19 protein-coding genes, 6 tRNA genes and 3 rRNA genes are annotated in these 25,637 nt (G+C 55.4%); 23 read left to right on the forward strand and 5 right to left on the reverse strand.

The annotated features are described in order from the left end of the window. Nucleotides 1-9: 9 nt before the first annotated feature. The 3 genes from ACA047_RS02940 to hemJ are packed head-to-tail and all read right to left on the reverse strand — an operon-like array spanning nucleotide 10 to nucleotide 2,461. Nucleotides 10-972 (reverse strand): DUF805 domain-containing protein, encoded by a 963-nt coding sequence (locus tag ACA047_RS02940; RefSeq protein ID WP_497356582.1) that lies wholly within the window; start codon nucleotides 970-972, stop codon nucleotides 10-12. Nucleotides 973-1,024: 52 nt separating this feature from the next. Further along, nucleotides 1,025-1,993 (reverse strand): NAD(P)H-dependent flavin oxidoreductase, encoded by a 969-nt coding sequence (locus ACA047_RS02945; RefSeq protein ID WP_497356584.1) that lies wholly within the window; start codon nucleotides 1,991-1,993, stop codon nucleotides 1,025-1,027. A 36-nt stretch (nucleotides 1,994-2,029) separates the two neighbouring features. Beyond that, nucleotides 2,030-2,461 (reverse strand): protoporphyrinogen oxidase HemJ, encoded by a 432-nt coding sequence (gene hemJ / locus ACA047_RS02950; RefSeq protein WP_497356586.1) that lies wholly within the window; start codon nucleotides 2,459-2,461, stop codon nucleotides 2,030-2,032. Nucleotides 2,462-2,595: 134 nt separating this feature from the next. Here hemJ and argC point away from each other — a divergent pair, with 134 nt between their 5' ends. Both argC and erpA read left to right on the forward strand, forming a co-directional pair. After that, nucleotides 2,596-3,630, forward strand: a complete 1,035-nt coding sequence (argC, locus tag ACA047_RS02955) for an N-acetyl-gamma-glutamyl-phosphate reductase (protein WP_497356588.1) — start codon at nucleotides 2,596-2,598, stop codon at nucleotides 3,628-3,630. Between the two features lie 155 nt (nucleotides 3,631-3,785). Beyond that, complete coding sequence (gene erpA / locus ACA047_RS02960) at nucleotides 3,786-4,136, forward strand: iron-sulfur cluster insertion protein ErpA (protein ID WP_003177727.1); 351 nt, start codon at nucleotides 3,786-3,788, stop codon at nucleotides 4,134-4,136. Between the two features lie 73 nt (nucleotides 4,137-4,209). Here the strand turns inward: erpA and ACA047_RS02965 are convergent, their stop codons facing one another. Next, the gene (locus tag ACA047_RS02965; RefSeq protein WP_497356590.1) at nucleotides 4,210-5,301 is read right to left on the reverse strand and encodes an anhydro-N-acetylmuramic acid kinase; all 1,092 of its coding nucleotides are present in this window, start codon (nucleotides 5,299-5,301) and stop codon (nucleotides 4,210-4,212) included. A gap of 3 nt (nucleotides 5,302-5,304) precedes the next feature. Continuing rightward, nucleotides 5,305-6,732 carry a peptidoglycan DD-metalloendopeptidase family protein gene (locus ACA047_RS02970; protein WP_497360208.1) on the reverse strand — a complete coding sequence of 476 codons (1,428 nt, stop codon included), beginning with the start codon at nucleotides 6,730-6,732 and terminating at the stop codon, nucleotides 5,305-5,307. A 210-nt stretch (nucleotides 6,733-6,942) separates the two neighbouring features. Between ACA047_RS02970 and tyrS the strand changes: the two genes are divergently transcribed. The 21 genes from tyrS (at nucleotide 6,943) to rpoB (ending at nucleotide 25,611) form a co-directional block, all read left to right on the forward strand. Then, on the forward strand, nucleotides 6,943-8,142 hold the full coding sequence (tyrS, locus tag ACA047_RS02975; RefSeq protein ID WP_497356592.1) for a tyrosine--tRNA ligase: 1,200 nt from the start codon (nucleotides 6,943-6,945) through the stop codon (nucleotides 8,140-8,142). Nucleotides 8,143-8,635: 493 nt separating this feature from the next. Continuing rightward, nucleotides 8,636-10,172, forward strand: a 16S ribosomal RNA gene (locus ACA047_RS02980). A gap of 123 nt (nucleotides 10,173-10,295) precedes the next feature. Beyond that, nucleotides 10,296-10,372: transfer RNA gene (locus ACA047_RS02985), tRNA-Ile, on the forward strand. A 10-nt stretch (nucleotides 10,373-10,382) separates the two neighbouring features. Then, nucleotides 10,383-10,458, forward strand: a tRNA-Ala gene (locus ACA047_RS02990). Nucleotides 10,459-10,693: 235 nt separating this feature from the next. Beyond that, nucleotides 10,694-13,585 (forward strand): 23S ribosomal RNA (locus ACA047_RS02995). 153 nt (nucleotides 13,586-13,738) lie between these two features. Continuing rightward, nucleotides 13,739-13,854, forward strand: a 5S ribosomal RNA gene (gene rrf / locus ACA047_RS03000). The 16S, 23S and 5S rRNA genes sit together here with 2 tRNA genes alongside, the layout of an rRNA operon. A gap of 133 nt (nucleotides 13,855-13,987) precedes the next feature. Beyond that, nucleotides 13,988-14,944 (forward strand): bifunctional biotin--[acetyl-CoA-carboxylase] ligase/biotin operon repressor BirA, encoded by a 957-nt coding sequence (gene birA, locus ACA047_RS03005; RefSeq protein WP_497356594.1) that lies wholly within the window; start codon nucleotides 13,988-13,990, stop codon nucleotides 14,942-14,944. Continuing rightward, nucleotides 14,934-15,683: a pantothenate kinase gene (locus tag ACA047_RS03010; protein ID WP_497356596.1), complete on the forward strand. Its 750-nt coding sequence runs from the start codon at nucleotides 14,934-14,936 to the stop codon at nucleotides 15,681-15,683. The genes birA and ACA047_RS03010 overlap by 11 nt, the downstream gene beginning before the upstream one ends. 7 nt (nucleotides 15,684-15,690) lie before the next feature. Continuing rightward, nucleotides 15,691-16,137 (forward strand): hypothetical protein, encoded by a 447-nt coding sequence (locus tag ACA047_RS03015; RefSeq protein ID WP_497356598.1) that lies wholly within the window; start codon nucleotides 15,691-15,693, stop codon nucleotides 16,135-16,137. Between the two features lie 142 nt (nucleotides 16,138-16,279). Then, nucleotides 16,280-16,364 (forward strand) — tRNA-Tyr (locus tag ACA047_RS03020). A gap of 25 nt (nucleotides 16,365-16,389) precedes the next feature. Beyond that, nucleotides 16,390-16,463, forward strand: a tRNA-Gly gene (locus tag ACA047_RS03025). A 26-nt stretch (nucleotides 16,464-16,489) separates the two neighbouring features. Next, a tRNA-Thr gene (locus ACA047_RS03030) sits at nucleotides 16,490-16,565 on the forward strand. An 84-nt stretch (nucleotides 16,566-16,649) separates the two neighbouring features. Next, on the forward strand, nucleotides 16,650-17,843 hold the full coding sequence (gene tuf / locus ACA047_RS03035) for an elongation factor Tu (RefSeq protein WP_497356600.1): 1,194 nt from the start codon (nucleotides 16,650-16,652) through the stop codon (nucleotides 17,841-17,843). A gap of 53 nt (nucleotides 17,844-17,896) precedes the next feature. Further along, a tRNA-Trp gene (locus ACA047_RS03040) sits at nucleotides 17,897-17,972 on the forward strand. A 45-nt stretch (nucleotides 17,973-18,017) separates the two neighbouring features. Then, nucleotides 18,018-18,386 (forward strand): preprotein translocase subunit SecE, encoded by a 369-nt coding sequence (gene secE / locus ACA047_RS03045; RefSeq protein ID WP_419708338.1) that lies wholly within the window; start codon nucleotides 18,018-18,020, stop codon nucleotides 18,384-18,386. A 9-nt stretch (nucleotides 18,387-18,395) separates the two neighbouring features. Next, the gene (gene nusG / locus ACA047_RS03050) at nucleotides 18,396-18,929 is read left to right on the forward strand and encodes a transcription termination/antitermination protein NusG (protein ID WP_497356603.1); all 534 of its coding nucleotides are present in this window, start codon (nucleotides 18,396-18,398) and stop codon (nucleotides 18,927-18,929) included. A 117-nt stretch (nucleotides 18,930-19,046) separates the two neighbouring features. After that, on the forward strand, nucleotides 19,047-19,478 hold the full coding sequence (rplK, locus tag ACA047_RS03055) for a 50S ribosomal protein L11 (protein ID WP_003176435.1): 432 nt from the start codon (nucleotides 19,047-19,049) through the stop codon (nucleotides 19,476-19,478). Next, nucleotides 19,478-20,173 carry a 50S ribosomal protein L1 gene (gene rplA, locus ACA047_RS03060; protein WP_019693883.1) on the forward strand — a complete coding sequence of 232 codons (696 nt, stop codon included), beginning with the start codon at nucleotides 19,478-19,480 and terminating at the stop codon, nucleotides 20,171-20,173. The genes rplK and rplA overlap by 1 nt, the downstream gene beginning before the upstream one ends. A 199-nt stretch (nucleotides 20,174-20,372) precedes the next feature. Beyond that, a complete protein-coding gene (gene rplJ, locus ACA047_RS03065) occupies nucleotides 20,373-20,873 on the forward strand; it encodes a 50S ribosomal protein L10 (RefSeq protein WP_122566146.1) in 501 nt (166 codons plus the stop codon). Between the two features lie 78 nt (nucleotides 20,874-20,951). Next, a complete protein-coding gene (gene rplL / locus ACA047_RS03070; RefSeq protein ID WP_497356607.1) occupies nucleotides 20,952-21,317 on the forward strand; it encodes a 50S ribosomal protein L7/L12 in 366 nt (121 codons plus the stop codon). 220 nt (nucleotides 21,318-21,537) lie between these two features. Continuing rightward, nucleotides 21,538-25,611 (forward strand): DNA-directed RNA polymerase subunit beta, encoded by a 4,074-nt coding sequence (gene rpoB, locus ACA047_RS03075; RefSeq protein WP_497356609.1) that lies wholly within the window; start codon nucleotides 21,538-21,540, stop codon nucleotides 25,609-25,611. Nucleotides 25,612-25,637: the final 26 nt, after the last annotated feature.

The following is a 25,637-nucleotide window of genomic DNA, read 5'->3' on the forward strand; positions in this document are numbered from 1 at the left end:
GAAGCGCGCTTATTGTTCCTCTTCTTCATAGTCTACAGAAGGCGAGGCGGGCTCGGCTGCTTCGACAGCGGGTTCTTCGGTGGCATTGTCGCTGGACTCGCTGCTTTCATAGCTGCTCAGGGAGCTGCTCTCGAGTTCCTCTCCGATACCGCTGAAAGCCCCAGCCAGTGCACCGAGGAAAACCAGCACGATCAAGACGACCCACAGCCACGAAAGTACCTTGACCGCAGTGCTGTTGGGCGGCGGCGGCGGGCCATAGCGATTCGCACCGGTATTGCCAGGCGCACACATGAGCACGAGCGGGAAGATGCTGCCCACCAATGGCACCAGGTTGAGCAACCACAGCCACCCGGACCAGCCGAGGTCATGCAGACGCTGGACGCTGAACTGGATGCTTACATAAGCAAAGCCGAGCGCGATGACCACCCCCACCAGCCCGCCGACGATCATTGCCGCCAGCGAGTTGGATACGAGGAGCCATGACAGGCTGAACCAAAAGGCCACGCCGATTACAGGCATCATGGCCAGTGTCAAGACCATGGTCCAGGCCAGGAACCGTAGACGCCCGATACGTCCGTCGAAGCTGAAGGGCTTGAGCGTGCTGTACTCGGCAAGTGCTTCACCGACTTCAGCCCGAGGCGGCGCGTAAGGGGAGACGGGGTCGATGATTGAATCCGGGTGACGTGCGCCCGATTGCTGTGGCGATTCCTGTACCTCACCGAGGTTCAGCTCAAGGGAAGGCTCGGCTTCGATTCGTGCATCGATCCCGCTCTTGTTGAGCGCCTCGAGGTACTTCTGCGCTTCGGTCTGGGACAGGTTGCTTTTAAGCGCCACCTTACGGCCACTGAACAGTCGTTCAATGGCGCTGACATCGCTTTTGAATAGCTCGGCGAGGTTGAGTTTGGCTGTGGTGGTATCGACGCCTGGCATCAGGGCTCCGTCGAATACGATGTTGAAACGGGTTTCGCTCATGCCAGGCATCCTTGTCTTGGAAGGTTAAGTATCTGTTTGGATTCGGTTGGTTTCAGCGGGGCCATTGGCCGCCAAGCTGCGTCGCGCGGGCTTGCGCCTGGCGGTATTCTTCATCCAGGCGAGCCACCAACTGATCGACGCTGGGCAAATCATGGATTTCACCCACGCCCTGGCCTGCGGACCACACGGTTTTCCAGGCCTTGGCTTCATCGTTCAACGGTTTGAGTTTCGAACCGAAAGCGACCTCGCCTTTACCTTGCAGGGCGGCCAGGTCGAAACCGGCGTTTTCAAGGCTCTGGCGCATGAAGCTGGCCGGCACCCCGGACACAGCAGGAGTATGCACGATGTCTGCGGCTCTGGATGTGAGCAACATCTCTTTATACGCGTCCGGCGCATGGCTTTCGGTCGTGCCGATAAAGCGTGTCCCGAAGTAGGCCAAATCCGCGCCGAGTAATTGTGCGGCCAGAATCTGATGACCGTGGTTCAGGCATCCGGCAAGCAGCAGGGTTTTATCGAAGAACTGTCGGATTTCGGCGACCAGCGCGAATGGGCTCCAAGTCCCGGCGTGACCACCCGCGCCAGCGGCAACGGCGATTAAGCCATCGACTCCGGCCTCGGCGGCTTTCTCGGCATGACGGCGCGTGGTCACGTCGTGGAATACCAGGCCGCCATAACCGTGAACGGCATCTACCAGCTCCTTCACCGCGCCCAGGCTGGTGATGACAATCGGCACCTTGTGTTCGATGCAGATGGCCAGGTCGGCCTGAAGCCGCGGGTTGCTGTGATGAACAATCAGGTTTACAGCGTAGGGTGCCGGATTTTCCAGTGCCGCCAGGCCCGCTTCGATTTCTTCCAGCCAGGCCTTGAACCCACTGCTTTCGCGCTGGTTCAACGCCGGAAAGCTGCCGACGATGCCGTTTCGGCAGCAGGCCAGTACCAGCTGTGGATTGGAAATCAGGAACATCGGCGCCGCCACGACGGGCAGGCGCAAACGTTGTTCAAGCAGAGCGGGCAGCGACATTGGAAGTACCCCGGATAAAGTAGTGCCGATTGAAAGTCAGAACGGCCGAACGACGACCAGAATTACAATAGCCAGCAATATCAGAACCGGCACCTCATTGAACCAGCGATAAAAGACATGGCTGCGGGTGTTTTCGCCACGGGCGAAGCGCTTCACCTGGGCACCGCACATATGGTGGTAGCCGATCAGTAACACCACCAGTGTCAGCTTGGCGTGCATCCAGGCGCCTTGAGTGAAGTAAGCGCCGGCGTTGAGGCTGAGCAGCCAGATGCCGAACACCAGGGTGGCGATCATCGCCGGGCCCATGATGCCTCGATACAGCTTGCGCTCCATGACGCAGAAGCGTTCTTTGCTGACGCTGTCTTCGCTTTGAGCGTGATAAACAAACAGCCGAGGCAAGTAGAACAGGCCGGCGAACCAGCAGACCATGCTGACAATGTGAAGTGCTTTGAGCCACAGATAGAGCATTTTTAGTTATTCCCAGATTCACGGTGGCCCGATAGTAGAGGTTAGAGCGGCCACACGTCACCTTGGCGGTTGTCGCCGAGCCGCGTGGCCCCTATCATCGACGGCTTTCCAGTGGGTTCGTTGAGGGCAGGTTTATGGTCAAGGTCGGTATCGTCGGCGGCACGGGTTACACCGGTGTCGAACTGCTGCGTCTGTTGGCACAGCATCCGCAAGCTGAGGTGGTGGTCATTACCTCCCGATCCGAGGCTGGCCTCGCCGTCGCCGACATGTATCCGAACCTGCGAGGCCACTACGACGGCCTGGCGTTCAGCGTTCCGGACATCAAGACCCTCGGCGCCTGCGATGTGGTGTTCTTCGCCACGCCTCACGGTGTCGCCCACGCCCTGGCAGGCGAGCTGCTGGCCGCGGGTACCAAGGTCATCGACCTGTCGGCAGACTTCCGCTTGCAGGACGCCGACGAATGGGCCAAATGGTACGGCCAGCCCCACGGCGCGCCAGATCTGCTGGATGAAGCGGTCTACGGGCTGCCGGAAGTCAATCGCGAAAAAATCAGGCAGGCACGGCTGATTGCGGTACCGGGTTGCTATCCGACTGCAACGCAGCTGGGGTTCCTGCCCTTGCTCGAGGCCGGCCTTGCCGATGCTTCGCGTTTGATCGCTGACTGCAAGTCCGGTGTCAGTGGCGCCGGGCGTGGTGCCAGTGTCGGATCGCTGTATTCCGAGACCTCAGAGAGCATGAAAGCGTACGCGGTCAAAGGTCACCGCCATCTGCCGGAAATTCGCCAGGGGTTGCGTCGGGCGGCGGGCAAGGACGTCGGTCTGACCTTCGTGCCGCACCTGACCCCAATGATCCGCGGAATCCACTCTACCCTTTATGCAACCGTCGTCGATCGTTCTGTGGACCTGCAAGCGTTGTTCGAAAAACGTTATGCCAACGAACCGTTCGTCGACGTAATGCCAGCCGGCAGCCATCCGGAAACCCGTAGCGTACGCGGTGCGAACGTTTGCCGGATTGCCGTGCATCGTCCGCAGGATGGCGATCTGGTGGTGGTGTTGTCGGTTATCGATAATCTGGTCAAAGGCGCGTCCGGCCAGGCCGTGCAGAACCTGAACATCCTGTTCGGGCTGGATGAGCGTCTGGGTCTGTCCCATGCCGGGATGTTGCCTTAACTGCAGTTACAAGCTGCAAGCTTTAAGCTACAAGCTTGCAGCTTTAAACTTGTAGCTTGCCGCTGCTCTTCAAATAGTTGACCAATTTTCTAGGAGAAGCGGATAATGCCTGCCATCACGCATTATGGCGGCGTAAGCGCCGGGAGATAGTCAGCATGAGCGTCGAAACCTTCACCCCCACGGCTTTGCAATTCACCCACGGTGCCGCGCACAAGGTGAAGAGCCTGGTCGATGAAGAGGGTAATGATCGTTTGAAGCTGCGCGTATTCGTGACGGGCGGTGGTTGTTCAGGTTTTCAGTACGGCTTCACTTTCGATGAGGAAGTGGCCGAAGACGACACCATCGTCGAGCGCGAAGGTGTCAGTCTGGTGGTCGACCCGATGAGCTTCCAGTACCTGGCGGGCGCCGAGGTGGATTATCAGGAAGGTCTGGAAGGGTCGCGTTTCGTGATCAAGAATCCTAACGCCACCACGACCTGTGGCTGCGGTTCTTCGTTCTCGATCTGATCGCTGCTCATACAACAAAACGCCGCAGTGCCTTACGGCCCTGCGGCGTTTTGTTGTCCGGGCATTATAGGGTTCAGGCGGGGTAGATGGCGCCGAGTACGCGTAGGCCTCGGGCGCCCGTAACGCTCGGGCGATTCGCTGGAATGCCTTCAAGGCAGCAATGGGCCAGCCAGGCGAAGGCCATGGCTTCCACCCAGTCCGGGTCTACGCCGTAAGCCGCGGTACTGCTGACCTTGGCGTTCGGAAGCAAATCGGCCAGGCGCTTCATGAGCGTCTGGTTGTGCGCGCCGCCGCCGCAGACCAGCAACTCCTGCGTCTGCGACTGGGCACTTTGCAGTGATTCGACGATGGTCAGGGCCGTCAGTTCGAGCAGCGTGGCTTGCACGTCTTCAGCGGCGAACGCTGGCAGGCGTGACAGGTGTTGAGTCAGCCAGGGCAGGTTGAACACCTCTCGCCCCGTGCTCTTCGGGCCCTGAGTAACAAAGAAGGGGTCGCTAAGCAGCGCCTTGAGCAGGGCTGGTGCGACTTTCCCGCTGGCGGCCCATTGGCCGTCGCGATCGAAATGCTCACCCCGTTGTTGATGTATCCAGGCGTCGAGCAAGACGTTGCCGGGGCCACAGTCGAAACCGGCCACGGGTTTTTCGGGCTCTATCAGGCTGAGATTGCTGAAGCCGCCGACATTCAACACGGCGCGATTGCCGACTCGTTCTTCGAACAATGCTTCGTGAAACGCCGGGACCAGCGGAGCGCCTTGCCCGCCGGCGGCCACATCGCGGCTGCGAAAGTCACTGACAATGGTAATGCCGGTCAATTCGCTCAGCAGTGCGGGGTTGCCGATCTGCACGGTAAAGCCGCGAGCGGGTTCGTGGCGAATGGTCTGACCGTGGCTGCCGATAGCCCTTACGTCTTCAGGCTTGAGATTGTGTTTCTCGAGTAGGGTATGGACACCCTGTGCAGCCAGCGTTACCCAGTTTTGCTGGGCAATGGCGGAGCGGGCGATCTCATCGGGCCCGCTGCTGCACAGACCGAGCAGTTCGGCGCGCAGGGAGTCGGGCATGGGGATGTAGTGCGTGGCGATCAATTTGATCGCCGGAGCCAGTTCGATCAGCGCGATATCCAGGCCGTCCAGACTGGTTCCGGACATCACACCGATATAGAGGGTCATGGCTTAACGCTTGCTCGAGGCCAGCATGGTGGCTTTCTCTTGATCCATACGAGCCATCAATGGTTGGCTTTGAGCCAGGAAGCGGGCGCGCTCGGCTTTGGCGATCGGGTCGGCCATCGGCAGTTTCTGGCCCAGGGGATCGACGTGAACGCCGTTGACCTGGAACTCATAGTGCAAATGCGGTCCGGTGGACAGGCCGGTAGTACCGATATAACCAATCACCTGGCCTTGTTTGACGGTGCCGCCAGTCTTTACGCCTTTGGCGAAGCCCTGCATGTGGCCGTACAGCGTACGGTAGGTGTTGCCGTGTTGGATGATCACGGTGTTGCCGTAACCACCGCGGCGTCCGGCCAGCAATACTTTGCCGTCACCGGCGGCTTTGATTGGCGTGCCACGAGGGGCGGCATAGTCGACGCCTTTATGCGCGCGAATCTTGTTCAGGATCGGGTGTTTGCGGCCTGCGGAGAATCTTGAGCTGATGCGAGCGAAATCAACCGGTGTACGGATGAATGCCTTGCGCATGCTGTTGCCGTCGGCGGTGTAGTAGCTACTATTACCTTGTTTATTGGTGTAGCGCACCGCGGTGTAGGTCTTGCCGCGATTGGTGAAGCGTGCGGAAAGAATCGGGCCGGTGCCAACGCTCTTTCCATTGACCACTTTCTGTTCGTAGATAACATCGAACTCGTCGCCCTGACGAATATCCTGGGCGAAGTCGATGTCGTAGCCAAATACGCTGGCCATGTCCATCGTCAGGCTATGGGAAAGACCAGCGCGTGCGGCCGACTGCGACAATGAGCTGTTGATGACGCCATGAACGTACGCCGAGCGCACGGTAGGCTTGGCGGTAACACGGTTGAATACATAACCCTTGTCGTTTTTGGTCAGGGTGATGCTTTCAAGGTCGCTCAACTTGGTGTGCAGGTTGGTCAACTGTCCGTCTGGGTTGAGCTCGAATTCAAGTTTCTGGCCGTGCTGCAGCTGAGTGAACTGTTTGGCTTGCTTATCACTGGCCAAAATCTCATGAACCGAAGTCGCGGGCAGGCCAACCTTTTCGAAGAGCGTGGAGAGCGTGTCGCCTTTAGCAACAATCACCTCGCGGTGGCCTGGCTCTTTTTTCTCTTTCTTCTCTTCTACAACTGGGGGCGCAACCTGGGCGGCCTCGGTGGTGTCTTCAGGGCTATTTTTTTCGATTTGCGCGAAGGGGGAGGCGGCCGACTCGTTTGTGGCTTGAACGGCTTCGGCAGCGTCTTGATCTTGTGTCAGTTGTTCAGCAGGGCTTTCCAGTTCGAGACTCAGGGTCGTCTTTTTGGCTTCAACATCGCTGGAAGGAAATACCAGGAGCGCCAGGCTAAGAAGGGCGGCGATACCACTTGCGGCGAGCAGGTGGGTCTTTGGGTAAAGCGGCGGCGCTTTAGACGGTTCTGTGGTCATAGGTAATTTGACTTTTGAAAAGATGAATTGGAAAAGATGAATGACATGATGAAGATGAAATAACTGTATAAAATATAACCAAATCATCTTCGAAGCAAGTCCGCGGACGCTCTGTCTGCGGATTGGTGTCCGTGCGCCGGGCAAACCTTGTATTTGGTGCGCGATATTGTATGGTTGGGTCCCTTTGAATCTGAGCCTTGCGGGTCTGTTATGAAGTCGGTTGAAGAGCAGCTAGCGCTGATCAAACGTGGTGCAGAAGAACTGTTGGTCGAGTCCGAGCTGATCGAAAAGCTTAAGCGTGGGCAACCGTTGCGTATCAAGGCTGGTTTCGACCCGACGGCGCCTGATCTGCACCTGGGTCATACCGTGCTTATTAATAAGCTGCGTCAGTTCCAAGATCTGGGGCATCAGGTCATCTTCCTTATAGGTGACTTCACCGGGATGATCGGTGATCCTAGCGGGAAGAGTGCGACGCGTCCGCCGCTGACCCGTGAGCAGGTCCTCGATAATGCCGAGACCTACAAGACTCAAGTCTTCAAGATCCTTGATCCGGCCAAGACCGAAGTGGCGTTCAACTCCACTTGGATGGATCAAATGGGGCCGGCGGATTTCATTCGCCTGACTTCCCAATACACCGTGGCTCGTATGCTCGAGCGCGATGACTTCGACAAGCGCTATAAAACCAATCAGCCAATCGCCATCCATGAGTTCCTCTATCCGCTAGTGCAGGGGTATGACTCGGTTGCATTGCGTGCGGACGTCGAGCTCGGCGGTACGGATCAGAAGTTCAACCTGTTGATGGGGCGTGAGCTTCAGCGTAGTTACGGTCAGGAGGCTCAGTGCATCTTGACCATGCCGCTGCTGGAAGGTCTGGATGGCGTGAAGAAAATGTCCAAGTCGTTGGGCAACTACGTCGGCATTCAAGAAGCGCCAGGCGTTATGTACAGCAAGCTGGTTTCCATTCCGGATGTGCTGATGTGGCGTTACTTTGAGCTGTTGAGCTTCCGTTCCATGGACGAGATCAATGCGTTCCGCGCGGATGTTGAGGCCGGGGCCAATCCGCGGGATATCAAGATCAAATTGGCCGAAGAGATCGTCGCCCGTTTCCATGGTGAGGAGGCTGCGGCCAATGCTCACCGTGCGGCGGGTAATCGCATGAAGGACGGCGAGCTGCCGGATGATCTGCCCGAGATCGAGCTGACCGCTACTGAGGATATGCCGATCGCGGCTGTCCTTAATAAGGCGGGCCTGGTCAAGAATGCGGCAGTGGCGCGAGACCTCCTTGGTTCGGGCGGTGTGCGTATAGATGGTGAGGTTGTGGATCGCACCTATATATATGAGCTGGGTACTACCCATGTGTGCCAGGCCGGCAAGAAGGCTTTCGCGCGTATTACGCTGAAATCCGAATAAAGCTGAAAATAGCTGTTGACGGCAGATTCTAGACGTCTATAATTCGCCCCACTTCCGGCGCAGTCGAAACGAAAAACTCCTTGAGTTTCAATTAGTTATACGGTTTTCGACAGTGGCCCGCTTCAGTTCATCGAAGCCTGGAAGGGGTTGAAAAAGAGGTGTTGACAGCAGCGAGTAACGCTGTAGAATTCGCCTCCCGCTGATGAGAGATCAGAAGCGCAAGTGGTTGAAGTTGCAGAGGAAACTTTGAAAACTTCTTAAAATAACCGCTTGACAGCAACACCAGGCGCTGTAGAATGCGCGCCTCGGTTGAGACGAAAGACTCAACCCACCGCTCTTTAACAACTGAATCAAGCAATTCGTGTGGGTGCTTGTGGAGTCAGACTGCTAGTCAACAGATTATCAGCATCGCAAGTTACTCCGCGAGAAATCAAAGATGTAACCAACGATTGCTGAGCCAAGTTTAGGGTTTTCTCAAAACCCAAAGATGTTTGAACTGAAGAGTTTGATCATGGCTCAGATTGAACGCTGGCGGCAGGCCTAACACATGCAAGTCGAGCGGTAGAGAGGTGCTTGCACCTCTTGAGAGCGGCGGACGGGTGAGTAATGCCTAGGAATCTGCCTGGTAGTGGGGGATAACGCTCGGAAACGGACGCTAATACCGCATACGTCCTACGGGAGAAAGCAGGGGACCTTCGGGCCTTGCGCTATCAGATGAGCCTAGGTCGGATTAGCTAGTTGGTGAGGTAATGGCTCACCAAGGCGACGATCCGTAACTGGTCTGAGAGGATGATCAGTCACACTGGAACTGAGACACGGTCCAGACTCCTACGGGAGGCAGCAGTGGGGAATATTGGACAATGGGCGAAAGCCTGATCCAGCCATGCCGCGTGTGTGAAGAAGGTCTTCGGATTGTAAAGCACTTTAAGTTGGGAGGAAGGGCATTAACCTAATACGTTGGTGTTTTGACGTTACCGACAGAATAAGCACCGGCTAACTCTGTGCCAGCAGCCGCGGTAATACAGAGGGTGCAAGCGTTAATCGGAATTACTGGGCGTAAAGCGCGCGTAGGTGGTTCGTTAAGTTGGATGTGAAATCCCCGGGCTCAACCTGGGAACTGCATTCAAAACTGTCGAGCTAGAGTATGGTAGAGGGTGGTGGAATTTCCTGTGTAGCGGTGAAATGCGTAGATATAGGAAGGAACACCAGTGGCGAAGGCGACCACCTGGACTGATACTGACACTGAGGTGCGAAAGCGTGGGGAGCAAACAGGATTAGATACCCTGGTAGTCCACGCCGTAAACGATGTCAACTAGCCGTTGGGAGCCTTGAGCTCTTAGTGGCGCAGCTAACGCATTAAGTTGACCGCCTGGGGAGTACGGCCGCAAGGTTAAAACTCAAATGAATTGACGGGGGCCCGCACAAGCGGTGGAGCATGTGGTTTAATTCGAAGCAACGCGAAGAACCTTACCAGGCCTTGACATCCAATGAACTTTCTAGAGATAGATTGGTGCCTTCGGGAACATTGAGACAGGTGCTGCATGGCTGTCGTCAGCTCGTGTCGTGAGATGTTGGGTTAAGTCCCGTAACGAGCGCAACCCTTGTCCTTAGTTACCAGCACGTAATGGTGGGCACTCTAAGGAGACTGCCGGTGACAAACCGGAGGAAGGTGGGGATGACGTCAAGTCATCATGGCCCTTACGGCCTGGGCTACACACGTGCTACAATGGTCGGTACAGAGGGTTGCCAAGCCGCGAGGTGGAGCTAATCCCACAAAACCGATCGTAGTCCGGATCGCAGTCTGCAACTCGACTGCGTGAAGTCGGAATCGCTAGTAATCGCGAATCAGAATGTCGCGGTGAATACGTTCCCGGGCCTTGTACACACCGCCCGTCACACCATGGGAGTGGGTTGCACCAGAAGTAGCTAGTCTAACCTTCGGGAGGACGGTTACCACGGTGTGATTCATGACTGGGGTGAAGTCGTAACAAGGTAGCCGTAGGGGAACCTGCGGCTGGATCACCTCCTTAATCGACGACCGCAGCTGCTTCATGAGCTCCCACACGAATTGCTTGATTCATTGAAGAAGACGATAGAAGCAGCTTTAAGCTCCAAGCTGATAGCTCATGGCTAACAGTTACAAGCTCGAAATTGGGTCTGTAGCTCAGTTGGTTAGAGCGCACCCCTGATAAGGGTGAGGTCGGCAGTTCGAATCTGCCCAGACCCACCAATTTTGTTATGGGGCCATAGCTCAGCTGGGAGAGCGCCTGCCTTGCACGCAGGAGGTCAGCGGTTCGATCCCGCTTGGCTCCACCACTACTGCTTCGATTGTATAAAGCTTAGAAATGAGCATTCCATCAAGGTGATGGTGAATGTTGATTTCTAGTCTTTGACTAGTTCGTTCTTTAAAAATTTGGGTATGTGATAGAAAGATAGACTGAACATCACTTTCACTGGTGATGGCTCAGGCTAAGGTAAAATTTGTGAGTTTAATCGCGAATTTTCGGCGAATGTCGTCTTCACAGTATAACCAGATTGCTTGGGGTTATATGGTCAAGTGAAGAAGCGCATACGGTGGATGCCTTGGCAGTCAGAGGCGATGAAAGACGTGGTAGCCTGCGAAAAGCTTCGGGGAGTCGGCAAACAGACTTTGATCCGGAGATGTCTGAATGGGGGAACCCAGCCATCATAAGATGGTTATCTTGTACTGAATACATAGGTGCAAGAGGCGAACCAGGGGAACTGAAACATCTAAGTACCCTGAGGAAAAGAAATCAACCGAGATTCCCTTAGTAGTGGCGAGCGAACGGGGACTAGCCCTTAAGCTTCTTTGATTTTAGCGGAACGCTCTGGAAAGGGCGGCCATAGTGGGTGATAGCCCTGTACGCGAAAGGATCTTAGAAGTGAAATCGAGTAGGACGGAGCACGAGAAACTTTGTCTGAATATGGGGGGACCATCCTCCAAGGCTAAATACTACTGACTGACCGATAGTGAACTAGTACCGTGAGGGAAAGGCGAAAAGAACCCCGGAGAGGGGAGTGAAATAGATCCTGAAACCGTATGCGTACAAGCAGTGGGAGCCCACTTTGTTGGGTGACTGCGTACCTTTTGTATAATGGGTCAGCGACTTATTTTCAGTGGCGAGCTTAACCGAATAGGGGAGGCGTAGCGAAAGCGAGTCTTAATAGGGCGTCTAGTCGCTGGGAATAGACCCGAAACCGGGCGATCTATCCATGGGCAGGTTGAAGGTTGGGTAACACTAACTGGAGGACCGAACCGACTACCGTTGAAAAGTTAGCGGATGACCTGTGGATCGGAGTGAAAGGCTAATCAAGCTCGGAGATAGCTGGTTCTCCTCGAAAGCTATTTAGGTAGCGCCTCATGTATCACTGTAGGGGGTAGAGCACTGTTTCGGCTAGGGGGTCATCCCGACTTACCAAACCGATGCAAACTCCGAATACCTACAAGTGCCGAGCATGGGAGACACACGGCGGGTGCTAACGTCCGTCGTGAAAAGGGAAACAACCCAGACCGTCAGCTAAGGTCCCAAAGTTATGGTTAAGTGGGAAACGATGTGGGAAGGCTTAGACAGCTAGGAGGTTGGCTTAGAAGCAGCCACCCTTTAAAGAAAGCGTAATAGCTCACTAGTCGAGTCGGCCTGCGCGGAAGATGTAACGGGGCTCAAACCATACACCGAAGCTACGGGTATCACGCAAGTGATGCGGTAGAGGAGCGTTCTGTAAGCCTGTGAAGGTGAGTTGAGAAGCTTGCTGGAGGTATCAGAAGTGCGAATGCTGACATGAGTAACGACAATGGGTGTGAAAAACACCCACGCCGAAAGACCAAGGTTTCCTGCGCAACGTTAATCGACGCAGGGTTAGTCGGTCCCTAAGGCGAGGCTGAAAAGCGTAGTCGATGGAAAACAGGTTAATATTCCTGTACTTCTGGTTATTGCGATGGAGGGACGGAGAAGGCTAGGCCAGCTTGGCGTTGGTTGTCCAAGTTTAAGGTGGTAGGCTGGAATCTTAGGTAAATCCGGGATTCTAAGGCCGAGAGCTGATGACGAGTTACCCTTTGGGTGACGAAGTGGTTGATGCCATGCTTCCAAGAAAAGCTTCTAAGCTTCAGGTAACCAGGAACCGTACCCCAAACCGACACAGGTGGTTGGGTAGAGAATACCAAGGCGCTTGAGAGAACTCGGGTGAAGGAACTAGGCAAAATGGCACCGTAACTTCGGGAGAAGGTGCGCCGGTGAGGGTGAAGCATTTACTGCGTAAGCCCACGCCGGTCGAAGATACCAGGCCGCTGCGACTGTTTATTAAAAACACAGCACTCTGCAAACACGAAAGTGGACGTATAGGGTGTGACGCCTGCCCGGTGCCGGAAGGTTAATTGATGGGGTTAGCTAACGCGAAGCTCTTGATCGAAGCCCCGGTAAACGGCGGCCGTAACTATAACGGTCCTAAGGTAGCGAAATTCCTTGTCGGGTAAGTTCCGACCTGCACGAATGGCGTAACGATGGCGGCGCTGTCTCCACCCGAGACTCAGTGAAATTGAAATCGCTGTGAAGATGCAGTGTATCCGCGGCTAGACGGAAAGACCCCGTGAACCTTTACTATAGCTTTGCACTGGACTTTGAATTTGCTTGTGTAGGATAGGTGGGAGGCTTTGAAGCGTGGACGCCAGTTCGCGTGGAGCCAACCTTGAAATACCACCCTGGCAACTTTGAGGTTCTAACTCAGGTCCGTTATCCGGATCGAGGACAGTGTATGGTGGGTAGTTTGACTGGGGCGGTCTCCTCCTAAAGAGTAACGGAGGAGTACGAAGGTGCGCTCAGACCGGTCGGAAATCGGTCGTAGAGTATAAAGGCAAAAGCGCGCTTGACTGCGAGACAGACACGTCGAGCAGGTACGAAAGTAGGTCTTAGTGATCCGGTGGTTCTGTATGGAAGGGCCATCGCTCAACGGATAAAAGGTACTCCGGGGATAACAGGCTGATACCGCCCAAGAGTTCATATCGACGGCGGTGTTTGGCACCTCGATGTCGGCTCATCACATCCTGGGGCTGAAGCCGGTCCCAAGGGTATGGCTGTTCGCCATTTAAAGTGGTACGCGAGCTGGGTTTAGAACGTCGTGAGACAGTTCGGTCCCTATCTGCCGTGGACGTTTGAGATTTGAGAGGGGCTGCTCCTAGTACGAGAGGACCGGAGTGGACGAACCTCTGGTGTTCCGGTTGTCACGCCAGTGGCATTGCCGGGTAGCTATGTTCGGAATAGATAACCGCTGAAAGCATCTAAGCGGGAAACTAGCCTCAAGATGAGATCTCACTGGGACCTTGAGTCCCCTGAAGGGCCGTCGAAGACTACGACGTTGATAGGCAGGGTGTGTAAGCGCTGTGAGGCGTTGAGCTAACCTGTACTAATTGCCCGTGAGGCTTGACCATATAACACCCAAGCAATTTGCATCGGCTCTTTAACACAGGGCAGCAGATTGCGGTGTGTGAAGACGACATGAACCGAAAGTTCGAGACAAACACACAAACTATCGCATACCCATTCGCTGGAACGTGTTTAGACACGCGCCGGCTACCGAATTTCTTGACGACCATAGAGCATTGGAACCACCTGATCCCATCCCGAACTCAGCAGTGAAACGATGCATCGCCGATGGTAGTGTGGGGTTTCCCCATGTGAGAGTAGGTCATCGTCAAGATTAAATTCCGAAACCCCTATCTGCTGATGCAGGTAGGGGTTTTGTTTTGCCCGCAGGAAAGGCATTTTGTGTTTCTATGCAACTGCCTTGCGCATGGCTATCATGCGGGCCTCATTCTCAGGGCGCAGTTCGCATGCTCACGTTGCTAAAACTTCTGAAGGATGGTCGCTTCCATTCGGGCCAGGCGCTGGGTGCTGCGCTGGGTATCAGCCGCAGCGCTGTATGGAAGCAATTGCAGCACCTGGAGGCAGAGTTAGGGTTGTCTGTCCATAAGGTTCGAGGCAGGGGGTATCAGTTGGCTAAGCCGCTGTTGCTTTTAGATGCGGCTGAGATCGGCGCAAAAGAGCTATGCGAATGGCCTATTCATATATTCGATTCCATTGACTCCACTAACGCCGAGGCGCTGCGCTCTGTAGAGCGCGGAATGGAAGCGCCATTCATGGTTTTAGCTGAGCGGCAGATAGCCGGTCGTGGTCGTCGCGGCCGTAAATGGGTCAGTCCGTTTGCCGACAATCTCTACCACAGCCTGGTATTGCGCATTGATGGTGGAATGCGACAGATCGAAGGGCTCAGCCTCGTCGTCGGACTGGCTGTCATGCACGCCTTGCGTGATATGGGGATAGCGGAGGCGGGGTTGAAGTGGCCTAACGACGTCCTGGTTGGTGAGAAAAAAATCGCAGGTATTTTGCTCGAGTTGGTAGGGGATCCGGCGGATGTTTGCCACGTGGTCCTGGGTGTAGGGGTTAATGTGAATATGCGATCGACCGATGAGGTCGACCAGCAATGGACATCCATGTGCCTTGAAGCGGGCAGGGATTTTGATCGGAATGAATTAGTTGCGCGTTTGGCAGCGAAGCTTCAGCAGTATCTGAGGCTTCACCATGCATCAGGGTTTGCTGCGATCCAGTCGGAATGGGAGCGCTACCATCTCTGGCAGGGGCGAGCTGTATCATTGATTGCCGGTATTAATCAAATTGACGGCGTTGTGATGGGTATTGATCGCCAGGGCGCGCTGCGTTTGAAGGTAGAGGGTGTGGAAAAAGTCTTTAGCGGTGGTGAGCTCAGTTTGAGGTTGCGTGATGATTCTTGAGCTCGATTGCGGCAATAGCTTTATCAAGTGGCGTGTCCTTCGCTCCGATGGCGTGACGCCGGTCGAAGGTGGAGTGGTCAGTTCTGACAGCGATCTGCTGGCGAGCTTGAGCGATGCCGAGAAATTTCAGCTCAAAAAGTGCCGCCTTGTGAGCGTGAGGACTCCGGAAGAGACTGATTCGTTAGTCGCTTCGCTGGTGGATGTATTTAGACTGTCGGTGGCCCGCGCTGTGCCCACTCGGGAAATGGCGGGCGTGAGAAACGGTTATGAGGATTACGAGCGGTTGGGGCTCGATCGATGGCTAGCGCTGCTCGGTGGGTTCCATCTTGCTTCAGGGGCATGTCTGGTACTCGATTTTGGCACGGCCATTACAGCGGATTTCGTGGCAGCGGACGGTGAGCATCTCGGGGGGTTTATTTGCCCTGGCATGCCTTTGATGCGTAATCAATTGCGTACCCATACTCGGCGAATTCGTTATGACGATACGGCGGCTGAGCGAGCTCATGAGAGTCTCGCTCCTGGTCGTGCGACTGTCGAAGCGGTCGAGCGTGGTTGCATGCTGATGCTCAGAGGGTTTGTTCTGACTCAGCTTGAGTTGGCGCAGGAATATTGGGGAAAGGATTTCGTGGTGTTCCTCACGGGAGGGGATGCCAATCTGGTTTCCGGGGTTGTCCCTGATGCCAGGGTGGTGCCTGACCTGGTTTTTGTCGGTTTGGCGATGGCCTGTCCTTTGTCTTGAGGTTTCTATGCGGTGGCTGTTTCTGTTGTTGCTGGTTTTGAATGTCTTCTACTACGTCTGGCATCAGCAGGAGGCCCCGCTTCGCGCAAAAGATGTTACTCCGCTGAGTTTGTACCGCGGCTCGCAGCAGGATATTCATCTCTTGAGTGAAACGGCGGACGCGCTTGTCAGGCGCGACTCCAGCAAGTCCGGTGAGGCGCAGAAGACATGTGTCTATTTGGGTGGTTTTGTTCGTCCGGAAGTGGCCAGGCAGCTGGAGCAGCGACTGACGGTATTGGGTGTTGGGGCTCGTGCTGCTGCGGTGAGCTCGCCTGAGGCTGGAGGATTTTGGGTTCAGGTTTTGCCGGACAGTGCGGGGAAGGTGAATGAAACGCTGCTTCAAAACCTTTCTAAAGAATTCAATGAGTTAAAACATAAAATAATGCCATGCGAGGGGGTTGCACCCGCTGGGTAGTTTGCATAGAATGGCGCCCGCTTCGCAGTGAAGACCTTTAACGGTTAACGATGCGGAGCGTAGTCAACGCAGCTAACCTCAGGTTTTTAATGAGAAAATGCTTGACAGAAGGCTGGCATAATATAGAATGCCGGCTCGCTTAGGAGGGGTTCCCGAGCGGCCAAAGGGATCAGACTGTAAATCTGACGTCTACGACTTCGAAGGTTCGAATCCTTCCCCCTCCACCATTTTTAGCGTGGGCTGCAAGCTCTCGCGGGTATAGTTTAGTGGTAGAACCTCAGCCTTCCAAGCTGATGATGCGGGTTCGATTCCCGCTACCCGCTCCAAGTTTACAGGTTGTGCAAAGAGTTTTGCTCTTGTAGCTCAGTTGGTAGAGCACACCCTTGGTAAGGGTGAGGTCAGCGGTTCAAATCCGCTCAAGAGCTCCATATAACAAGGCAGATATGAAAATATCTGCCTTTGTTTTAATGGCTTATGTGACTTGCTAAATTCTTCTCCTAGGGGTGATTTCGATGGCTAAGGAAAAGTTCGAACGTAACAAGCCGCACGTCAACGTTGGTACCATTGGTCACGTCGACCACGGTAAAACCACGCTGACAGCTGCTCTGACCCGTGTCTGCTCCGAAGTTTTCGGTTCGGCCAAGGTTGACTTCGACAAGATCGATAGCGCCCCGGAAGAGAAAGCTCGTGGTATCACCATCAACACCGCTCACGTTGAATACGATTCGGCCGTGCGTCACTATGCGCACGTTGACTGCCCAGGTCACGCTGACTATGTGAAGAACATGATCACCGGTGCTGCCCAGATGGACGGCGCTATCCTGGTTTGCTCGGCCGCTGATGGTCCGATGCCGCAAACTCGTGAGCACATCCTGCTGTCTCGTCAGGTTGGTGTTCCGTACATCGTTGTCTTCCTGAACAAGGCTGACATGGTTGACGACGCTGAGCTGCTGGAACTGGTTGAGATGGAAGTGCGCGATCTGCTGAGCGCTTACGATTTCCCAGGTGACGACACTCCGATCATCATCGGTTCGGCTCTGATGGCTCTGAACGGCCAAGACGACAACGAAATGGGCACCACTGCTGTCAAGAAGCTTGTGGAGACTCTGGACAGCTACATCCCACAGCCAGAGCGTGCTATCGACAAGCCGTTCCTGATGCCAATCGAGGATGTGTTCTCGATCTCCGGTCGCGGTACTGTTGTGACTGGTCGTGTTGAGCGTGGCATCGTCCGTATCCAGGAAGAAGTTGAGATCGTTGGTTTGCGCGATACTCAGAAAACTACCTGTACTGGCGTTGAAATGTTCCGCAAGCTGCTTGATGAAGGTCGTGCTGGCGAGAACTGTGGCGTACTGCTGCGCGGTACCAAGCGTGACGACGTTGAGCGTGGCCAGGTTCTGGTCAAGCCGGGTACCGTCAAGCCGCACACCAAGTTCACCGCAGAGGTTTACGTTCTGAGCAAGGAAGAAGGCGGTCGTCACACTCCGTTCTTCAAAGGCTACCGTCCACAGTTCTACTTCCGGACCACTGACGTGACCGGTAACTGCGAGCTGCCGGAAGGTGTCGAAATGGTAATGCCGGGTGACAACATCCAGATGACTGTCACCCTGATCAAGACCATTGCGATGGAAGATGGTCTGCGTTTCGCTATCCGTGAAGGCGGTCGTACCGTCGGCGCTGGCGTCGTAGCCAAAGTCATCGAGTAAACAGTTGTAATGTCTTTTTCAGGCCGGCATAATGGTCGGCCTGATTTTGTTTTAGGTCAGTAGCTCAATTGGCAGAGCGACGGTCTCCAAAACCGTAGGTTGGGGGTTCGATTCCCTCCTGACCTGCCAGATTCACTCGGTGTGTCTGGCTTTCTTTTCACAGGATCTTCATAGATGACTCCTAAAGCTGAAGCTCAAGGCTCTCGCTTCGATCTGCTCAAGTGGCTAGTGGTAGTTGCTTTGGTGGTCGTTGGCGTTGTTGGCAATCAGTACTACTCTGCTTCGCCGATCCTGTACCGTGTACTCGCATTGCTTGTTATTGCTGCTGTTGCTGCCTTTGTAGGCCTGCAAACAGCCAAGGGCAAGTCTTTCTTTGTACTCGCTAAGGAAGCTCGCACCGAGATTCGTAAAGTCGTATGGCCGACTCGCCAAGAAACCACGCAGACCACGTTGATCGTTGTGGCTGTTGTTCTGGTAATGGCGTTGCTGTTGTGGGGGCTTGATTCCCTGCTCGGCTGGCTTGTTTCCTTGATTGTTGGCTAAGGGTGTCCCGTGGCTAAGCGTTGGTACGTTGTGCATGCTTACTCGGGTTACGAGAAGCATGTTATGCGCTCGCTGGTAGAGCGCGTCAAGCTGGCTGGCATGGAAGACGGCTTTGGCGAGATTCTGGTCCCCACTGAAGAAGTGGTTGAGATGCGTAATGGCCAGAAACGCAAAAGTGAACGCAAGTTCTTTCCGGGCTACGTGCTGGTACAAATGGATATGAACGAAGGGACTTGGCACTTGGTCAAGGATACCCCTCGGGTGATGGGCTTTATTGGCGGTACCGCTGATAAGCCTGCGCCGATTACAGATAAAGAGGCAGAAGCGATTCTGCGTCGCGTTGCTGATGGTAGCGACAAGCCGAAGCCGAAGACGTTGTTCGAGCCAGGTGAGATGGTACGCGTCAATGACGGGCCGTTTGCTGATTTTACCGGCACGGTTGAAGAAGTTAACTACGAAAAGAGCCGGATCCAAGTGGCAGTGCTCATTTTCGGTCGCTCTACTCCGGTAGAGCTCGAGTTCAGTCAGGTCGAAAAGGTCTGATTGAGCAGGCATCCCAACCCCGCAGCCCTAGGCTGTGGGGTTTTGTCGTCACTGGGATAAACGCGCAAGTAACCGGGGAGCCTTTCGAGGCGTTCGAACCCGTAATTGGAGTGCCTCATGGCCAAGAAAATTACCGCTTACATCAAGCTGCAAGTGAAGGCCGCTCAGGCTAACCCAAGCCCACCCGTTGGTCCTGCTCTGGGTCAGCACGGTGTGAACATCATGGAATTCTGCAAGGCCTTCAACGCCCGTACTCAGGGTCTTGAGCCAGGTCTGCCGACTCCAGTGATCATCACTGTCTACAGCGACCGTAGCTTCACCTTCGAAACAAAAAGCACCCCTGCTTCGGTTCTGCTGAAGAAGGCTGCAGGTTTGACCAGCGGTTCCGCTCGTCCAAACACCGTTAAGGTTGGCACCGTTACCCGTGCTCAGCTGGAAGAAATCGCGAAAACCAAAAACGCGGATCTGACGGCAGCTGATATGGATGCAGCCGTGCGTACTATCGCCGGTTCTGCTCGTAGCATGGGCCTTAACGTGGAGGGTGTGTAATGGCTAAGCTGACCAAGCGCCAAAAGGCTATCGCCGGCAAAATCGAAGCAGGCAAGGCCTACAACTTTGTAGACGCCGCCGCTCTGCTGGCTGAGCTGTCGACTGTCAAGTTCAGCGAGTCGTTCGACGTTGCTGTAAACTTGGGCGTTGACCCACGTAAATCCGACCAGGTCGTTCGTAGCGCTACTGTGCTGCCACACGGCACTGGCAAGACCGTTCGTGTTGCCGTTTTCACCCAGGGCCCAGCAGCTGAAGCTGCTCTGGCTGCTGGCGCTGATCGCGTAGGCATGGACGATCTGGCTGCTGAAATGAAGGGCGGCGACCTGAACTATGACGTAGTGATCGCATCCCCGGATGCCATGCGCGTTGTAGGTCAGTTGGGTCAGATCCTCGGTCCACGTGGTCTGATGCCTAACCCTAAAGTCGGCACCGTAACGCCAGACGTAGCCACCGCGGTTAAAAACGCCAAGGCTGGTCAGGTTCGTTATCGCACCGACAAAAACGGCATCATTCACACCTCCGTTGGCAAGGTTGGCTTCGACGCCGTCAAGCTGAAGGAAAACGTTGAAGCCCTGATCGCTGATCTGAAGCGTATCAAGCCAGCTTCTTCGAAAGGTATCTACGTCAAGCGCGTTACCCTGAGCACCACCATGGGCCCAGGTCTGGTCATCGACCAAGGCTCGCTCGACGCGTAAGACATAAGGTTGGCGCAAGCGATTGCGCCAATCGAAAAATTGGGGTCCCTGCCTGGCGGGGGCTGTCCAAGACCGTAGGCGACGCAAGTCTTAAACCACAAGCCTACGCAGATGGTGCTCCCGGTTCCTTACCGAATCAGACACCAAAACGACATTCGGTTTCGACCGAATGAAACGGTAACAAGCAGGAGTTAAACCCGTGGCAATTAATCTCGAAGACAAGAAGGCCATCGTCGCTGAAGTCAACGAGGCTGCCAAAGTCGCTCTGTCCGCTGTCGTGGCTGATGCCCGTGGCGTAACAGTAGGCGCAATGACCGGACTCCGTAAAGAGGCTCGTGAAGCTGGCGTTTATGTACGTGTTGTACGTAACACCCTGCTCAAGCGCGCTGTTGCTGGCACTGAATACAGTGTTCTCAACGACGTGTTCACTGGCCCGACCCTGATCGCGTTTTCCAAGGATCATCCAGGCGCTGCTGCCCGTTTGTTCAAGGAATTCGCCAAGGGTCAGGACAAGTTCGAGATCAAGGCAGCTGCGTTCGAGGGCAAGTTCCTCGCAGCTAATCAGATCGATGTACTGGCAACACTGCCGACCCGCAACGAAGCCATTTCGCAGCTGATGAGCGTGATTCAAGGCGCTACCAGCAAGCTGGCTCGTACTCTGGCTGCAGTTCGCGAGCAAAAAGAAGCTGCCGCAGCCTAAGGCTGAGCATTTTCTCTCGCGCTTTTTTGTTTATTTCGATGGCCGCGTAGGCCGTCCCCCAATTTAGGAATTAGAGTCATGTCTATCTCTCAAGACGATATCCTCAACGCCGTAGCTGAAATGTCCGTTCTGCAGGTTGTTGAGCTGATCAAAGCTTTCGAAGAAAAATTCGGCGTTTCCGCTGCCGCTGCTTCCGCTGGTCCAGCTGCTGCTGCTGCCGTTGTTGAAGAGCAAACCGAATTCAACGTCATGCTGACCGAAGCTGGCGAGAAGAAAGTTAACGTGATCAAGGCAGTGCGTGAACTGACCGGTCTGGGCCTGAAAGAAGCCAAGGCTGTAGTTGACGGCGCTCCTGGCGTGGTTCTGGAAGCTGTTTCGAAAGACGCAGCTGACAAAGCCAAGGCTGTTCTGGAAGAAGCAGGCGCTAAAGTCGAGCTGAAGTAAGCATCGACTTTGCGTCTCCAGCCCGAGCGTTAAGCGACAGGCTGATGGCTGGTGGCTCTTGCCACCGGCCTTTTTCCGTTACTGGCAGCCGACTGGGTCGGTGCTGATAGCGAGCTGTAACCACCCGATGTGGTGGCGCAAACCATGGGGTTTGCACGATTTTCTGGCTGCTCCCGTCGGGAGGGGCCAAACAAGCAGGTGACCAAGCTGGGGAACGCTGATGGCTTACTCATATACTGAGAAAAAACGTATCCGCAAGGACTTTAGCAAGTTGCCGGACGTCATGGATGTGCCGTACCTCCTGGCCATCCAGCTGGATTCGTATCGTGAATTCTTGCAAGCGGGAGCGACTAAAGATCAGTTCCGCGACGTGGGCCTGCATGCGGCCTTCAAATCCGTTTTCCCGATCATCAGCTACTCCGGCAATGCTGCGCTGGAGTACGTCGGTTATCGCCTGGGCGAACCGGCATTTGATGTCAAAGAATGCGTATTGCGCGGTGTAACTTACGCCGTACCTTTGCGGGTAAAAGTGCGCCTGATCATTTTCGACAAAGAATCGTCGAACAAAGCGATCAAGGACATCAAAGAGCAAGAAGTCTACATGGGTGAAATCCCCCTGATGACTGAGAACGGTACCTTCGTAATCAACGGTACCGAGCGTGTAATCGTTTCCCAGCTGCACCGTTCTCCGGGCGTGTTCTTCGACCACGACCGTGGCAAGACGCACAGCTCCGGCAAACTGCTTTACTCCGCGCGCATCATTCCTTACCGCGGTTCGTGGCTGGACTTCGAGTTCGACCCGAAAGACTGCGTATTCGTGCGTATCGACCGTCGTCGCAAGCTGCCTGCATCGGTACTGCTGCGTGCGCTCGGCTATACCACCGAGGAAGTGCTGGACGCGTTCTACACCACCAACGTCTTCCACGTGCAGGGTGAAAACCTCAGCCTGGAACTGGTGCCTCAGCGTCTGCGCGGTGAAATCGCTGTCCTCGATATCCTGGATGACAAAGGCAAGGTTATTGTCGAGCAGGGTCGTCGTATTACTGCTCGCCACATCAACCAGCTGGAAAAGGCCGGGATCAAAGAGCTGCAGGTGCCTCTGGACTACGTCCTGGGTCGCACCACGGCCAAGGTCATCGTGCATCCAGCCACCGGCGAGATCCTGGCAGAGTGCAACACCGAGCTGAACACTGAGATCCTGGCGAAAATCGCCAAGGCCCAGGTCGTTCGCATCGAAACTCTGTACACCAACGATATCGACTGCGGTCCGTTCATCTCCGACACGCTGAAGATCGACTCCACCGGCAACCAACTGGAAGCCTTGGTCGAGATCTATCGCATGATGCGTCCTGGCGAGCCGCCAACCAAGGATGCAGCCGAGACTCTGTTCAACAACCTGTTCTTCAGCCCTGAGCGCTATGACCTGTCTGCGGTCGGCCGGATGAAGTTCAACCGTCGTATCGGTCGTACCGAGATCGAAGGTTCGGGCGTGCTGAACAAAGACGACATCGTTGCGGTGCTCAAGACTCTGGTCGACATCCGTAACGGCAAAGGCATCGTCGATGACATCGACCACCTGGGTAACCGTCGTGTTCGCTGCGTAGGCGAAATGGCCGAGAACCAGTTCCGCGTTGGCCTGGTGCGTGTAGAGCGCGCGGTCAAGGAGCGTCTGTCGATGGCTGAAAGCGAAGGCTTGATGCCGCAAGACCTGATCAACGCCAAGCCAGTGGCTGCGGCGGTGAAAGAGTTCTTCGGTTCGAGCCAGCTGTCTCAGTTCATGGACCAGAACAACCCACTGTCCGAGATCACTCACAAGCGTCGTGTCTCTGCACTCGGCCCGGGCGGTCTGACCCGTGAGCGCGCAGGCTTCGAAGTTCGTGACGTACACCCGACTCACTACGGCCGTGTATGCCCGATTGAAACGCCGGAAGGTCCGAACATCGGTCTGATCAACTCCCTGGCCGCCTATGCGCGCACCAACCAGTACGGCTTCCTGGAAAGCCCGTACCGTGTGGTGAAAGACGCTCTGGTCACCGACGAGATCGTGTTCCTGTCCGCCATCGAAGAAGCCGATCACGTGATCGCTCAGGCTTCGGCCACGATGAACGACAAGAAAGTCCTGATCGACGAGCTGGTAGCTGTTCGTCACTTGAACGAGTTCACCGTCAAGGCGCCGGAAGACGTCACCTTGATGGACGTATCGCCCAAGCAGGTAGTTTCGGTTGCAGCGTCGCTGATCCCGTTCCTCGAGCACGACGACGCCAACCGTGCGTTGATGGGTTCGAACATGCAGCGTCAAGCTGTACCAACCCTGCGTGCTGACAAGCCGCTGGTAGGTACCGGCATGGAGCGTAACGTAGCCCGTGACTCCGGCGTTTGCGTCGTGGCTCGTCGTGGCGGCGTGATCGACTCCGTTGATGCCAGCCGTATCGTGGTTCGTGTTGCCGATGACGAAGTTGAAACGGGTGAAGCCGGTGTCGACATCTACAACCTGACCAAATACACCCGCTCCAACCAGAACACCTGCATCAACCAGCGTCCGCTGGTGAGCAAGGGTGATCGGGTTCAGCGTAGCGACATCATGGCCGACGGCCCGTCCACCGATATGGGTGAACTAGCACTGGGTCAGAACATGCGCATCGCGTTCATGGCATGGAACGGCTTCAACTTCGAAGACTCCATCTGCCTGTCCGAGCGTGTTGTTCAAGAAGACCGCTTCACCACGATCCACATCCAGGAACTGACCTGTGTGGCCCGTGACACCAAGCTTGGCCCAGAGGAAATCACTGCAGACATCCCGAACGTGGGTGAAGCTGCACTGAACAAGCTGGACGAAGCCGGTATCGTTTACGTAGGTGCTGAAGTAGGCGCAGGCGACATCCTGGTCGGTAAGGTCACTCCGAAAGGCGAGACCCAGCTGACTCCGGAAGAGAAACTGTTGCGTGCCATCTTCGGTGAAAAAGCCAGCGACGTTAAAGACACCTCCCTGCGTGTGCCTACCGGCACCAAGGGTACCGTCATCGACGTACAGGTCTTCACCCGCGACGGCGTTGAGCGCGATGCTCGTGCACTGTCCATCGAGAAGACTCAACTCGACGAGATCCGCAAGGACCTGAACGAAGAGTTCCGTATTGTTGAAGGCGCAACTTTCGAGCGTCTGCGCTCCGCTCTGGTAGGCCATAAGGCCGAAGGCGGCGCAGGCCTGAAGAAAGGTCAGGAAATCACCGACGAAGTTCTCGACGGTCTTGAGCATGGTCAGTGGTTCAAACTGCGCATGGCTGAAGATGCTCTGAACGAGCAGCTCGAGAAGGCCCAGGCCTATATCGTTGATCGCCGCCGTCTGCTGGACGACAAGTTCGAAGACAAGAAGCGCAAACTGCAGCAGGGCGATGACCTGGCTCCAGGCGTGCTGAAAATCGTCAAGGTTTACCTGGCAATCCGTCGCCGCATCCAGCCGGGCGACAAGATGGCCGGTCGTCACGGTAACAAAGGTGTGGTCTCCGTGATCATGCCGGTTGAAGACATGCCGCACGATGCCAATGGCACCCCGGTCGATGTGGTCCTCAACCCGTTGGGCGTACCTTCGCGTATGAACGTTGGTCAGATCCTTGAAACCCACCTGGGCCTCGCAGCCAAGGGTCTGGGTGAGAAGATCAACCGTATGATCGAAGAACAGCGCAAGGTGGCTGATCTGCGTAAGTTCCTGCACGAGATCTACAACGAGATCGGCGGGCGCAACGAAGAGCTGGACACCTTCTCCGACCAGGAAATCCTGGATCTGGCGAAGAACCTGCGCGGTGGCGTTCCAATGGCTACTCCGGTGTTCGACGGTGCCAAGGAAAGCGAAATCAAGGCCATGCTGAAACTGGCAGACCTGCCAGAAAGCGGCCAGATGCAGCTGTTCGACGGCCGTACCGGCAACAAGTTCGAGCGCCCGGTTACTGTTGGCTACATGTACATGCTGAAGCTGAACCACTTGGTAGACGACAAGATGCACGCTCGTTCTACCGGTTCTTACAGCCTGGTTACCCAGCAGCCGCTGGGTGGTAAGGCGCAGTTCGGTGGTCAGCGTTTCGGGGAGATGGAGGTCTGGGCACTGGAAGCATACGGTGCCGCTTACACTCTGCAAGAAATGCTCACAGTGAAGTCGGACGATGTGAACGGCCGGACCAAGATGTACAAAAACATCGTGGACGGCGATCACCGTATGGAGCCGGGCATGCCCGAGTCTTTCAACGTGTTGATCAAGGAAATTCGTTCCCTCGGCATCGATATCGATCTGGAAACCGAATAACACGTGACGCGAATCGAGAGCGGGGC

It is taken from the genome of Pseudomonas sp. LBUM1664, assembly GCF_059695895.1.